This is a genomic window from Photobacterium sp. GB-36, from assembly GCF_003026135.1.
GTDB lineage: Bacteria > Pseudomonadota > Gammaproteobacteria > Enterobacterales > Vibrionaceae > Photobacterium.
The window spans coordinates 1-12,427 of the sequence record NZ_PYNY01000004.1 but is presented as its reverse complement, the minus strand read 5'-3'; the positions used below and the strand labels follow the sequence as shown (position 1 = coordinate 12,427).

The following is a 12,427-nucleotide window of genomic DNA, read 5'->3' as shown; positions in this document are numbered from 1 at the left end:
AGAAAAGGATAAAGGATAAAGGATAAAGGATTATGAAATCAAAGAATAAAGCACTCTGGGGAAGGGGGAGTTGGCTTGATGTCACGATAAGAGTGACGCTGTTATTAGCCTTTGCTTATACGGTAAAAACGTTTCATGAATTCGTGACCATTGATCGCTGTTTAGATGCTGGGCATAGCTATAATTACATAGAAAAACAATGTAATACGATAGAGTAAACCGCTTACCACTGCCTATTGGTGGGGTATGGTTATCGTCTGATATCCCACTTTTAACTTCTCTACAATCACCTTTCCCTCTCTGAAGATTTAAATACATCAAATAAACCCTTTTTCACATTTCGTTCACTGTTGACATTAAAAGTAGATCTACATATATTAAAAATCATATATATGAAAAATCGCATGTGAATTTATGGAAACACTATCTTTCTTCAAAGCCATGGCGGATGACACTCGCCTTAAAGTACTTATGCTCCTTAGTTTGAAAGGGGAGCTTTGTGTGTGTGATTTACAACAAGCATTAGATATTAGCCAGCCTAAAGTGTCTCGTCATTTAGCAGAATTACGTCGTACTGGGTTGTTGGTCGATGAGCGCCGAGCTAAATGGGTGTATTACCGACTGAATCCTGCAATACCACCTTGGATGAGCGAGATAGTTTCAACATCGTCACAAAACAGTCATCAATATTTAGAAGACTGTTTATCTCGACTCGAATCAGATTGTTCTAGTTGCTAATTACATATCGATTAGTGACAGAGTTAAAGACTATTTATACATAGGCCACAACATGGAAATTAAAGACTTATCGTTACCAAATCTTGATGAAAACCAGTTCAATGTTACGACGTCAGAAGATTTAGTTGCGCCAAAATCAACCCATAAACCGCGTATTCTGTTGCTTTACGGATCATTACGTAAGCGTTCTTTTAGCAAGTTAGTGATTGAAGAATCAGCGCGATTATTAGTAAAAATGGGCGCAGAAGTCCGTATTTTTGATCCACAAGGATTACCACTACCAGATGCAGAAGATCCAACGCACCCCAAAGTCGCAGAGTTAAGAGATCTTGTGATCTGGTCAGAAGGGCAAGTGTGGTGCTCACCAGAGCGACACGGTTCGATGACTGGCATTATGAAAGCACAAATTGATTGGATCCCATTATCTATGGGGGCTGTTCGTCCAACTCAAGGGAAAACACTGGCGGTAATGCAAGTGTGTGGTGGTTCACAGTCATTTAACGTGGTGAATCAACTTCGTGTGCTGGGTCGTTGGATGCGTATGGTGACTATCCCTAACCAATCTTCTGTCGCAAAAGCGTTTTTAGAATTTGACGATAACGATCGTATGAAGCCATCAGGTTATTACAACCGCATTGTTGATGTGATGGAAGAGCTAGTGAAATTTACGCTACTAACCCGCGATAACAGTGATTTCTTAGTCGATCGTTATTCAGAACGTGTCGAAAGTGCAGAGCAATTAATGCAACGTGTAAACCAAAAAGAAGGCTAATAAAATGGGACTGTTTGAACGTTACTTAACCGTATGGGTTGGGGCTGCCATTATTGCCGGTCTTATTCTTGGCAGTGCAATCCCACAATTATTTAGCGTAGTAGCATCGCTTGAATACGCGCACGTTAATATCGTTATTGCGGTATTAATTTGGTTAATGATCTTCCCAATGATGATGCAGATTGATTTCTCATCGATCAAAGATGTGGGTAAAAAACCGAAAGGCCTAGTGCTAACACTGGTGATTAACTGGTTAGTAAAACCATTTTCTATGGCGTTTCTAGGTTGGCTATTCTTCAAAGTTTTCTTCGCCTCTTGGGTTGATCCAGAAACCGCTTCTCAATACATCGCAGGTATGATCTTATTGGGCGTTGCACCTTGTACCGCAATGGTATTTGTGTGGAGCCAAATGACCAAAGGTGATGCGAACTACACCTTGGTACAAGTATCCGTTAACGATCTGATCATGATCTTTGCTTTCGCACCGATTGCTGCATTCTTGCTAGGCGTGACAGACATTACTGTGCCTTGGGATACCCTAGTATTATCAGTGGTGCTGTATGTGGTGATCCCATTAGTGGCGGGTGCCATTACTCGTAAAGCGCTTGATAAATCAAACGACCATTCTCGTTTAGATAACCTATTAGCCAAGCTAAAACCTTGGTCAATTATTGGTTTGTTATCAACAGTTGTTTTATTGTTTGGTTTCCAAGCTGAAACAATTATCGCTAACCCTGAAGCGATTGTATTAATTGCGATTCCATTGTTAATTCAAACTTACGCGATTTTTGCTATTGCTTACTGGGCTGCAAAACGCATGAAGTTAGCTCATAACATTGCAGCACCCGCTTGTATGATTGGTACCTCTAACTTCTTTGAATTAGCGGTAGCCGTTGCGATTTCACTGTTTGGTTTACACTCAGGTGCCGCTCTTGCCACCGTTGTTGGCGTGCTGGTGGAAGTACCCGTTATGTTGTCTTTAGTATGGTTTGCCAACCGTACTCGCCATTGGTTTGATGAAAACGAAATGTCATCAAACACTATTTCAAAAGTACACGGAGAGTAAAAAAATGGTTGTTATTCACCATAATCCAGAGTGCGGTACCTCAAGAAATGTGCTGCAAATTATCCAAGATGCAGGCTATGAGCCAGTTGTGATTGAATACATTCAAGAAGGGTGGACAAAACCTCAGCTTCAAGCGTTATTTGCAGCGGCAAACTTAACCCCACGTACCGCATTACGTACCAGTAAGTCGCCAGCTAAAGAGCTTGGTTTATTAGATGAAAGCGTATCAGACGACGTGATTTTAGAAGCCATGCTAGAACACCCTGTATTGGTGAATCGCCCAATCGTATGTACGGCAAAAGGTGTAAAACTGTGTCGCCCTAGTGAAGCGGTATTAGATGTGCTTGAAAACTGGCCGAAAGGACCACTAATCAAGGAAGATGGTGAAGTCATCATCGATGCCAACGGAAACCGTCTACTGTAATTGCTTTTGCCACTACAACTTAAGTAAGTATAAATAGACATGTTTAAAGCTCTGATGAAAGTCAGAGCTTTTTTTAGTTAAAAAGACAATCTATAGGGCTCTTAGTCCCTGCTCTACGATTACCAACTACATGAGTATAAATTTCAGTCGTCCGAATATCAGTATGTCCGAGGAGTTCTTGTACTGTACGTATATCGGTGCCATTTTCTAATAATCGAGTAGCAAAAGAATGGCGAAAAGTATGTGCAGTTACACGTTTATCTATTTGACTTAATTTCGCAGCACGATGTAAATGTTTTGAAAATGCTGATACATGTAAATGATGTCTACAAATATATCCATCGTAAGGATGAGTACAACGGTGTTGAGAGGGGAATATATACTGCCAACCGCACAGTTTTAATGCGCCTTGGTATTTACGATAAAGTGCTGTTGGGGCTGAAGCGATACCATAACCATGATTGAGATCATCAGTATGTATTCTTTTTACGTATTCAATTTGCTTTTTTAAAGGGTTAATTAAGGTATTAGGCAAAAGTGTATATCTATCTTTTCGTTCCTTCCCATTAAAAATGAAAATAGATTTAGAATCAAAATTAATATCTTTAATTCTTAGGGAAAGAGCTTCAGTTATTCTTAATCCGCAACCGTAAAGAATACCTGCAATTAATTTATATTCATCTAATAAATTATTAAAAATCGCTGTAACTTCATTATTGCTAAGGACATTAGGTAAACGCTTCGGTAATTTGGCATTATGATATTTGAGATTAGTAATTTCTTTTCTTACGACATAGCGATAAAGAAAAATGATGGCACATAAGGCTTGATTTTGCGTTGATACGCTTACTTGGCGAGATGATTAAGGAAACGTTCAATTTCGTGATTACCCATGTTATTTGGATGTTTTAAATCGTTAAAACGAATATATAAACGGATCCAATACATGTAGTTTTTTTCGGTACGAAGGCTGTATTGATGAGTGCGCAGTTCCATTCTGACTTTCTGCATAAATGGGGATGTTGCCATAATGCGCTCCATTGCTGTATTTATATACAGTTATAATAGAGTTAGGGAAAATATCTAGTTATTATCGGTATTTAATAAGAAAAATTTCTTAATTATCTCAGTTTGTATTTGTAAGGCATTGATATATATAATGTAAAATTCATGGTTGTGCTTTTAATCCGACGGGTTAAAAACAGTTCTTACTTTTATCGAGAGCCATTAATCAATTAAAAGAGGTTTTTTGCGACTAAGTTAATGAAAATAAATGTTTTTATTTATTAGAATGATGAGAATTTGCTGTATTAATATAGCGTAAAAGTAAGAATGCTTATTAATATACTGTTATGTACTTGAAGAGAAATTGTAAGTAACTCTATAGGATTGAGAGTGATAGATCATTTTGAAATTAAGGTAGCTGCATTCGAAGAATGTCGTACGTTTTACAAGAATGCATTAAAACCATTGGGTATTGAACTCAAGTGGTCAGATGAAAGTGCAGCTGGTTTTGGTCTTTCAAGCGAACCAAATGTAAGGTTTCTAATCGAAAAAGGCGTCAGCAATTCAAAGTGCCATATCGCTTTCTCCGCAAAGGACAAACTACAAGTTGCTGCGTTTCACGAAGCTGGCTTATCCGTAGGTGGTAAATGCAACGGTAACCCAGGTTTACGGAGAGACTATGCTCCAAACTATTACGCGGCATTTTTGATTGACCCCGAGGGTAACAATGTAGAGTCTGTTGTGTACCTTTAGTACGTACATAACGAATAAGGATATGTGTCGCGTAGCCGACACCTATCCGAAGTGTTGGACAAGCCCAAGCCACCTTATATAAGTAAGTATTGGAAATAGCATGAAGGGGGATGCCAAAAAGAAGTCGAGCGTTATCCTTGGTGTGAACCAATCATTTTAATACTCTGATTTATAATAAAATCCTCTTTAATTATGAAGCGTGAAAGCCATTATCCTTATTTTTGAACGTCGGTTATCTATTCCCGTTAATTGCATGACATGTTGGCAGTAGGGGCAAAAGGTTGGGCTTTTATACGTACCGTTTTATTCGGTGAGGGCAACGTGCGTGTTTTCATCGTTTGGTTTTGGACGAAATGTCACCTGATCATTATTGATATTCAATTGTGTAAAATACCGCTTCAGATCGTCGGTAGTTAATGTGTCTGGTGATTTATCCAATTGGTGAGTAATGCGACGTAGAGCACGACTATAAGCATCAATCGTAGAGGGACGTTTACCTTGCAAGGTGAGATGGGTAAGGTGTTGTTCATAAAGATAATCTGAACGATGTTGTTGCGCTTTGTTCATGATAAATATTCCTTTTTTAAAGGTATATTTACCGTAGTCGAGCTTATGGGCTTTCACTCTGCCGCGAAGCGGCTTCGTTCAACAAGCAATTAAACAGGGATTAAAAGCAGTGGGTTCTTCGCTTCGCTCAATTTTAGCCCGCTATTTTTAACCCGTTAATCGAGCGTTATGTGTAGATTGAGGATTTAGAGAATTGAGAAGCACAGTATTAAAGAATATCCGTCAGCGTTCCAAATCGCTGCTTGAATTAGTTGAGTCTCTTGAGCCCTCACTGCTTGAGGTACAATTAGATGTGCCAAAGAGTAAATCAATTGGTGAGCACATGTGGTGTATTGTAGGTGCAAGAGAAAGTTACGCACGTTCACTCTTAGTTGGTAAGTGGGACGGTTTTACTTGCTCTCTTGAAAATACTAACAACCTACTTGATATCGTAGCAAAGCTAAAGTCTTCAGAGGTCAAGTTCGAAGAAGCGGTTACTACTATAAAGAGTTGGACAGAGGAGAGAGATGATTTATTAGTCGACTTACTTGAGCATGAATCAATGCACGAAGGGCAGTTGATTAGGCATGTTTATGCCCTTAAGCAAGAAGTGCCAAAGTCAGTAAAATGGGCGTAAACACATAACGAATAAGGATATGTGTCGCGTAGCCGACACCTATCCGAAGTGTTGGATAAGCCCAAGCGACCTTATATAAGTAAATATTTGAAATATCAAGAAGGGTGATGCGAAAAAGAAGTCGAGCGTTATCCTTGGTGTGAACCAATAATTTTAACACGCTGATTGATAATGAAATCCTCTTTACTCCTGAAGCGTTAATTCGATGACGCTATTTCTGATTACGACCACGCAGCAACCCATAATCACGTACTCGCTGAAATCCTTTCGATAACACATAGTATAAACCGAATATTTTTAGTGTTCGATGACGAAAAGTTAACAATGCATGAAATAGATTATGGTGAAATGAATGTGGTTGGCTTAACGGTATTTGATTGACTGTTTAGATAACTAGCTTGTTGCTGGCTATTATTAAATAATGGCAATGCGGGTGTAAAATTAAATCAAAAGCGAATGAATCGCGGCTTACAGAATAAGGATATTGTTATACATGCCAATAAATAAAGTGATAGGTGCAAGTGTTATCTTTATCACTATTCTGACAGGGTGTTCCTCACTGCCTAAACAAGCAGAGCATCTTGATGCGCCACTAACACCAAAATTAACCAGTGCGTTATCGACATTAAACGATCGCCACAATCCATTTATAACGCCACAAACACCAAGCGCAGTTCTGGTGCAAAATACGGGCTGGGATGCATTGGCTCAACGTTTAGCTTTGGTTGAAGCTGCCGAACATACGATAGACATTCAATACTATATTTGGAACTCAGATAGTTCTGGTCGTTATTTAGCGAGTCGTTTAGTCGCAGCCGCTGATCGTGGTGTTTATGTTCGTGTGTTGCTTGATGATATTAACTTAAACGATCGTGAAGCACTGCTAACAAAACTCGATGCACACCCTAATATCGATATCCGTATTTTTAATCCGATCCCAACCCGTAATGCTGGCAAATGGATAAGTTTTGTAGGGGACTTTTCACGTTTAAATCGTCGTATGCATAATAAATCTTTCACTGTTGATGGTGCTTTTACTGTTGTTGGTGGACGTAATATTGGTGATGAGTATTTTGATCTTTCCCATGAGTTGAACTTACGTGATCGTGATGTATTAGCAAGTGGAAAAGTTGTCGCTGATGTTCAACGCAGCTTTAATGATTATTGGAATAGTGAATGGGCATATTCAGTTGATTTATTAAGGGATAAAGCTAAGCCACTACCACAGTTAATGCTTAACACTATTCCTGTACCTGAATATAAAAACTATCCAGCATTGCCTCAAAGCCAAAATGCAGCCATGACGTACTTATCGACGCAGTTAAAGAAGATGACTGGAGCCAAAGCCACATATATTGCAGATAAGCCGATTCCAGATGATGTTGATAATACAGATCAGCCAAAAGCAACGGCGCAGTATTTATCTACACTGGCGAAAAATACAAAAAATGACATCATTATTGAATCGGCATATTTAGTCTTTGATGATAAACAGCTAGAGGGTTTACAACAGCTCTCGCAAAAGGGCGTGGAGATCAAAGCGCTGACAAACTCAATGGCATCAAATGATCTTGTGACTAATCACTCTGGTTATGCAGGCAGACGGCAAGACATGCTAGAAAGTGGCATGGATTTATATGAATTAAAGCCTGACGCTAAGTTATGCAAGATTGTTATTCAAGATAACGACAAATGTGCACCGAATGCGGTATACGGTTTACACGCTAAATCAGCGGTATTTGACCATCAAATAGCGACGATTGGCTCATTTAACTTCAATTTACGCTCTACCTATCTTAATACTGAGTCGCTATTGGTGATTGAAAACCCTAAGATTGCCACAGAGCTGGCTACGACCTTAGAGGGCGCAATGCAAGACACTAACAGTTGGCATTTAAGTCTGGATGATGGCGATGTGTATTGGCATTCGGGTAACGAAACATGGGACAGTGAACCGAACACTAAACAATGGGATCGTATGAAATCAGAATTATTACAGTTATTGCCAATAGAGAAGTATTTGTAAGCACTAATTTTAATAAGAGATTGCAAAGTCAGCCTCTGAGGCTGGCTTTTTGTTTTTAATGCAATAGTTGCTCTTTTCTCTATTGTTTCACGCTTGGTTTCTAAGTTTATTTGTTACTCACTTCAGTATTAATAACATATTTATTAGTATCTGCTATGGGTTAATTATATAAAGGAGCATTTATGAAGGTTATTATTGTCACCGATATTTTTGGTTTATGTGAAACCACAGATAAGATGGCCTCATTTATTGCTCAGCATACTGACAGTGTAAAAATCGTTGACCCTTACCAAGGTGTTCGCTTTGAGTTTTCTAGTGAAAAAACTGCGTATGAACAATTTATTAAAGCTTGTGGGCATGATGATTACTTATCTTTAGTTTGTGAGTCAGTATTAAAAGATAAGCCTGATGTACTGATAGGTTTTAGCGCAGGCGCAAATGCTGCTTGGCGAATATCCGAATTAGTCGCATCTGATTGTAAAAGTATTCTTTGCTTTTATCCTTCACAAATACGTAATCACGTGGATATTGAGCCGAAAGTACCAACAGCGGTTATTTTTCCGAAAAAAGAAGCCTCTTTTGACGTTTTAACCATGAATACAGTACTTCTTCATCGAGTAAATGTAACGACTCAAATCATGCCTTATAAACACGGTTTTATGAATTGTTTATCTGGTGCTTATGATAAACAAGGTGAGACGATGGGGTTCGAATATATTCTGAATAGAATAAGAAAAATATAATTCATATTAATCATTTTGTTATAAGGTTTATGTGATGTTGCTGAATCAAAATAAAATAGAAATATCACAACTTATTGAAAGTGATAAATTTGCTGTTTTCGACTTACTTCAAGATAAAGAAACGATGCGATTTCTAGGCCCAAGGCGTCCATTAACTGATAAAGAGTCAGAAGCATGGTTTATTAATGAGCAAAAAGCAGAGCATAGGTTTGCCTTTCGGTCTATTGAAACGAATGAGTTTATCGGTTTTTGTGGAATGTCGTTAATTGATGGTGAATTGGATTTTGGTTATTTCCTGCGTAGGAAATTTTGGGGGCAAGGGTTAGCTATTATTATGTGTGAATTAGCAATCGCTAAACTGTCTGATACTATCGATTTTACCCAAGTTAATGTATTTATTGCCTCTGATAATATAGCAAGCCAAAAGGTTGCTAAGAAATTAGGTTGGAAAATAAAGTGTGCAGTTAAGAATGAATTTGAAACGGGGAATTTGTATCTCATTCAGAATTAAGGTTTATCACTTTTATCTTCTGCCATCTCGGGTTAGGTAATGAAAATTAGGTGATCTCATCGGCAGATAATAAGATGTACTTTGTATCTCAACGGATAGCCAACTAGTTTGTTTTAAACTTGGCGCGATCTCTAGTATTGAATACTTAATATGGAGGTGACTATTTTGGGTAAACAATTTTCTGAATTATCAGATAAACATGTAGAGTTTATCGAAAAGCAAAAAATCTATTTTGTTGGTACTGCCGCTGATAGCGGTAATGTGAATTTGTCACCCAAAGGTGGTGATTCATTGAGAGTCATCAATTCAAAGCAAATAGCGTGGTTAAATTTAACAGGTAGCGGTAATGAGTCTGCATCGCATGTTATTAAAAATGCACGAATGACACTCATGTTCTGTGCATTTGAAGGCGCTCCGCTCATTTTTCGAGTATATGGGGAGGCAAAAGTCTTACATACTAAAGATGAGGAATGGGGTCAGTTTGTGCAGCTATTTCCAGAAAGTGTCGCTTCTAGACAAATATTTATCTTAGATATTGATTTTGTTCAGTCATCTTGTGGCATGTCGGTTCCGTATTTTAGCTATGAGGGGGATCGTGATGACTTGGCGAATTGGTCAAAAAAGCAAGGTGTCGAAGGAATAGAGCAATACTGGCTCAAAAAGAATCAAAAAAGTATCGATGGCTTTGAAACTGAAATAGCGAAAAGATCTGGCTTGGACGTAGAGTAATGAATTAAGCGGTTATTTCGTGCCTAATACTTCATCATACTACTCACGATATAACGTATTCACGGCCTGTTACGCTAGTATTTTGCTAGAAAACGCTCATAATCTTGCAAAACAACATTTAAAGAAGAAATTATCTATGACTGACTTTCAATATTACTTTCAGAAACTGCCATGTTTTAACTGTAAAAAAAATACAGTTAGCATTGATCTTGGTTGGTTAACCGCAGCGATGAAAGAAGATGTTATTGCACAAGCGTCTGCGATTATTGCGCAAGATAACGTTGAGCCTGAAGTGTCGGTGAACGTAACTTGTACAAAAGATGAAGCTCGTGATTATTTATTGCTTAATTTCTACGGTTATTCTGAAGAAGAGTTAGCGCATCAAGTTAAAGCTGAAGATGAACAAGAAGTAGCAGAAGAAATTGCTGAGCTTTTTGCTGATGGTAGCGATGTAGGTGTATTTGAACACGAAATCGTACTGCTAAGTTGCACTGATTGCGGTATTGACGATTAGTTTAATTCAGCGTTGTAAGTATAAGGCAATGCTTTTGATAGCGTAATGCCAATGAAAAAGTCCGCAGTTAACTTATTACTAGCGCCTAGTAGTAAAAGATTGCGGACTTTTTGATATGTTTTTTAAGGTTGTTATTTGTCGACGTTTAACGCAATGGCGTTTTCAGTTGCAAATGCGGTTGCCACGTTACCTCCCGCAAGCGCTACATTGGTCGCTGTTAGCAATACATTGGTTGTCCCTGCTTCTGCCACGGCGAAATCGTAATTACCTTCACCCACGTTAAGTACAGCAGAGTCTTTGAAATTCACATTTTGTAATACCGCAGTATCGGCTGAGAATCCTGTACCGGTAGGGGCTGCGTGAATATCCACTGTGCCAGCTATTGGATTAGCATGAACGACTCTTAATTTTGCATATGTCGCAACACTTCTTAAATCATCTTCAATAATAACAGGTTCTATAGATTGAGCGGCAAATTGTCCGACGGCAAAAATGGTTGTTTCAGAGCCTGCTGCAAAAGGGGTGCCTGGAGCTTTAATGGCTTCAGGTGTTGTTGATCCAGAAGGAGTAACCGTTAAATCGTAAGTGTTCGGCGCTAAATCAAGGCTTTTAATTGTTTCATAGCTTATCGAATCAAGTCCAGACACAACATTGCCACTGGCTCTTACATCGACATCACCTAAATCAGCGACGGCATGACCAACACGCACCGTTGAGTTTTCGCCAGTGTTTCTCAGTACATTAACGGTTGATCCGTCTGCAACAAGAAGATTGACAGGAGAAACGGCACCACCGCTTACATTGGGTACTGCTGTGACCATTAAGTCGCTACCACCATCTAATGCGATGTTGCCACTGTCATATACTACATCGGCATCAGTACTGTTACCTGCTAACGTGATCCTTATTCGGTATTCACCAGCGGGAAGTGTAACGGGGAGATTTGCATCGTCTTCTTTAAAGGTGAGATCGGAAACCGCAATTGTATCTGCACTGATACTAGGATCGGTCGTTACGTGAATATCAACACCACCAACGTTGGGGTGTCCATGTAACACATCGACGCGAATAGATTGGTCATCAGGGGCTTCATTAGACCGAGAAAGAATCACAGGCTCTATAGCATTCACATTATTTACAGCAAAGACGTCATACTGCATATCTGGTGCAAGGTTTACTGCGTTTGCTGTGATCACATCAGCGGTCGCATCGTTTGCAAGAAGTCCACGCACAATCAGATCATGACTGCCTGAATTAACAGTAAGTAATGGGCTACCTTGCTGATAATCAACGTTAGATAAGCCACTAACTACATCACCATCCATTAAAATAGAAACAAGCGGAGCATCCGCACTTGCATGCGTGACCCTTAACTGTGAAGTAGGCATTTCAGCTTGTTTTGTCTCATTTTCATCATGCGAATCGCTGTCACAACCGTTTAAGATTAATGCCGCAGTTGTAAGTAATGTAAGTGTTGTTTTTTTCATATAAAACCTCTTCCTTGCTTGATTAAGGAAAAATTTCTACGGCAATATGAATATATTGGTTCACAAGCAAAAAATCGTCACTGTGCATCATTTGTCTTATTGTGAGGAATATCACTCAATAGCTATGAATTATTACTTTTTTCATATTAGAAACCTTGGATAAGTTGTTGTGAAAATTAAAAATAGATAAATATGCTTACGCTCTGTTTGTTATCATTTCTATTACATTGATCTAACTTGTTTGTATATGAAACTCATTTTTAAAAGCAACAAATTTATAAAATAGGTGATTTATTAATAAGGAAGTTAAATATTACTCTTATGAAGCGTTTTATTGCTCGCCTGTTAATTTAAATGTTCTGTATTTTATTATGGAGAGAGTCATTTATCAGGATGATTTATTGATGTGGGATTGTTACATTTATACTTTTATTTCATTAAAAATAACAATGCTTTATCACATGTTATTCTTAATT

At 38.5% G+C, this 12,427-nt stretch carries 15 protein-coding genes and 1 pseudogene; 12 read left to right on the top strand and 4 right to left on the bottom strand.

The genetic code is table 11. From position 1 onward, the window contains the following. The first annotated feature begins 32 nt into the window (after positions 1-32). From C9J46_RS04925 to arsC, 5 genes are all read left to right on the top strand, one after another. Positions 33-218 carry a hypothetical protein gene (locus tag C9J46_RS04925; RefSeq protein WP_107287530.1) on the top strand — a complete coding sequence of 62 codons (186 nt, stop codon included), beginning with the start codon at positions 33-35 and terminating at the stop codon, positions 216-218. Positions 219-414: 196 nt separating this feature from the next. Further along, entirely contained in the window at positions 415-738 is a 324-nt protein-coding gene (locus tag C9J46_RS04920) for a metalloregulator ArsR/SmtB family transcription factor (RefSeq protein ID WP_107206700.1), read from the top strand. 52 nt (positions 739-790) lie between these two features. Beyond that, on the top strand, positions 791-1,510 hold the full coding sequence (arsH, locus tag C9J46_RS04915; RefSeq protein ID WP_045185791.1) for an arsenical resistance protein ArsH: 720 nt from the start codon (positions 791-793) through the stop codon (positions 1,508-1,510). Positions 1,511-1,514: 4 nt separating this feature from the next. After that, a complete protein-coding gene (arsB, locus tag C9J46_RS04910; RefSeq protein ID WP_107287531.1) occupies positions 1,515-2,576 on the top strand; it encodes an ACR3 family arsenite efflux transporter in 1,062 nt (353 codons plus the stop codon). Between the two features lie 4 nt (positions 2,577-2,580). Next, on the top strand, positions 2,581-3,000 hold the full coding sequence (arsC, locus tag C9J46_RS04905; RefSeq protein ID WP_105062586.1) for an arsenate reductase (glutaredoxin): 420 nt from the start codon (positions 2,581-2,583) through the stop codon (positions 2,998-3,000). Between the two features lie 73 nt (positions 3,001-3,073). Here arsC and C9J46_RS04900 read toward each other — a convergent pair whose 3' ends face one another. Then, positions 3,074-3,811 (bottom strand): integron integrase, encoded by a 738-nt coding sequence (locus C9J46_RS04900; RefSeq protein ID WP_233217701.1) that lies wholly within the window; start codon positions 3,809-3,811, stop codon positions 3,074-3,076. 35 nt (positions 3,812-3,846) lie between these two features. Then, positions 3,847-4,029, bottom strand: coding sequence for a phage integrase N-terminal SAM-like domain-containing protein (locus C9J46_RS21740; RefSeq protein WP_233217684.1), 183 nt, complete (start codon positions 4,027-4,029; stop codon positions 3,847-3,849). A gap of 366 nt (positions 4,030-4,395) precedes the next feature. On the opposite strand from C9J46_RS21740, the gene C9J46_RS04895 reads away from it, so the two are divergent. Next, positions 4,396-4,758 (top strand): VOC family protein, encoded by a 363-nt coding sequence (locus C9J46_RS04895; RefSeq protein ID WP_107287532.1) that lies wholly within the window; start codon positions 4,396-4,398, stop codon positions 4,756-4,758. 378 nt (positions 4,759-5,136) lie between these two features. On the opposite strand, the pseudogene C9J46_RS04890 reads toward C9J46_RS04895, so the two are convergent. Beyond that, a pseudogene (locus tag C9J46_RS04890) lies at positions 5,137-5,325 on the bottom strand (phage integrase N-terminal SAM-like domain-containing protein); the annotation flags it as partial. A gap of 193 nt (positions 5,326-5,518) precedes the next feature. On the opposite strand from C9J46_RS04890, the gene C9J46_RS04885 reads away from it, so the two are divergent. The 6 genes from C9J46_RS04885 to C9J46_RS04860 all read left to right on the top strand — a co-directional run bounded on the left by C9J46_RS04885 (position 5,519) and on the right by C9J46_RS04860 (position 10,464). Then, positions 5,519-5,941, top strand: coding sequence for a hypothetical protein (locus C9J46_RS04885; protein ID WP_107208391.1), 423 nt, complete (start codon positions 5,519-5,521; stop codon positions 5,939-5,941). Positions 5,942-6,434: 493 nt separating this feature from the next. Then, positions 6,435-7,967, top strand: coding sequence for a phospholipase D family protein (locus C9J46_RS04880; RefSeq protein WP_107290616.1), 1,533 nt, complete (start codon positions 6,435-6,437; stop codon positions 7,965-7,967). A 182-nt stretch (positions 7,968-8,149) separates the two neighbouring features. Beyond that, positions 8,150-8,710 carry a dienelactone hydrolase family protein gene (locus tag C9J46_RS04875; protein ID WP_107290615.1) on the top strand — a complete coding sequence of 187 codons (561 nt, stop codon included), beginning with the start codon at positions 8,150-8,152 and terminating at the stop codon, positions 8,708-8,710. Positions 8,711-8,744: 34 nt separating this feature from the next. Next, positions 8,745-9,221: a GNAT family N-acetyltransferase gene (locus C9J46_RS04870; protein WP_107290614.1), complete on the top strand. Its 477-nt coding sequence runs from the start codon at positions 8,745-8,747 to the stop codon at positions 9,219-9,221. Positions 9,222-9,386: 165 nt separating this feature from the next. Next, positions 9,387-9,950 (top strand): pyridoxamine 5'-phosphate oxidase family protein, encoded by a 564-nt coding sequence (locus tag C9J46_RS04865; RefSeq protein WP_370444981.1) that lies wholly within the window; start codon positions 9,387-9,389, stop codon positions 9,948-9,950. 136 nt (positions 9,951-10,086) lie between these two features. Then, positions 10,087-10,464, top strand: coding sequence for a hypothetical protein (locus C9J46_RS04860; protein ID WP_107290612.1), 378 nt, complete (start codon positions 10,087-10,089; stop codon positions 10,462-10,464). 131 nt (positions 10,465-10,595) lie between these two features. Here the strand turns inward: C9J46_RS04860 and C9J46_RS04855 are convergent, their stop codons facing one another. After that, positions 10,596-11,951, bottom strand: coding sequence for a DUF4397 domain-containing protein (locus C9J46_RS04855; RefSeq protein ID WP_107262176.1), 1,356 nt, complete (start codon positions 11,949-11,951; stop codon positions 10,596-10,598). Between the last annotated feature and the right edge of the window lie 476 nt (positions 11,952-12,427).

Coding starts and splice junctions, on each gene's coding strand:
- C9J46_RS04925 (WP_107287530.1), top strand. CDS start 33: ATGAAATCAAAGAATAAAGCACTCTGGGGAAGGGGGAGTTGGCTTGAT.
- C9J46_RS04920 (WP_107206700.1), top strand. CDS start 415: ATGGAAACACTATCTTTCTTCAAAGCCATGGCGGATGACACTCGCCTT.
- arsH (WP_045185791.1), top strand. CDS start 791: ATGGAAATTAAAGACTTATCGTTACCAAATCTTGATGAAAACCAGTTC.
- arsB (WP_107287531.1), top strand. CDS start 1,515: ATGGGACTGTTTGAACGTTACTTAACCGTATGGGTTGGGGCTGCCATT.
- arsC (WP_105062586.1), top strand. CDS start 2,581: ATGGTTGTTATTCACCATAATCCAGAGTGCGGTACCTCAAGAAATGTG.
- C9J46_RS21740 (WP_233217684.1), bottom strand. CDS start 4,029: ATGGCAACATCCCCATTTATGCAGAAAGTCAGAATGGAACTGCGCACT.
- C9J46_RS04880 (WP_107290616.1), top strand. CDS start 6,435: ATGCCAATAAATAAAGTGATAGGTGCAAGTGTTATCTTTATCACTATT.
- C9J46_RS04875 (WP_107290615.1), top strand. CDS start 8,150: ATGAAGGTTATTATTGTCACCGATATTTTTGGTTTATGTGAAACCACA.
- C9J46_RS04870 (WP_107290614.1), top strand. CDS start 8,745: ATGTTGCTGAATCAAAATAAAATAGAAATATCACAACTTATTGAAAGT.
- C9J46_RS04860 (WP_107290612.1), top strand. CDS start 10,087: ATGACTGACTTTCAATATTACTTTCAGAAACTGCCATGTTTTAACTGT.
- C9J46_RS04855 (WP_107262176.1), bottom strand. CDS start 11,951: ATGAAAAAAACAACACTTACATTACTTACAACTGCGGCATTAATCTTA.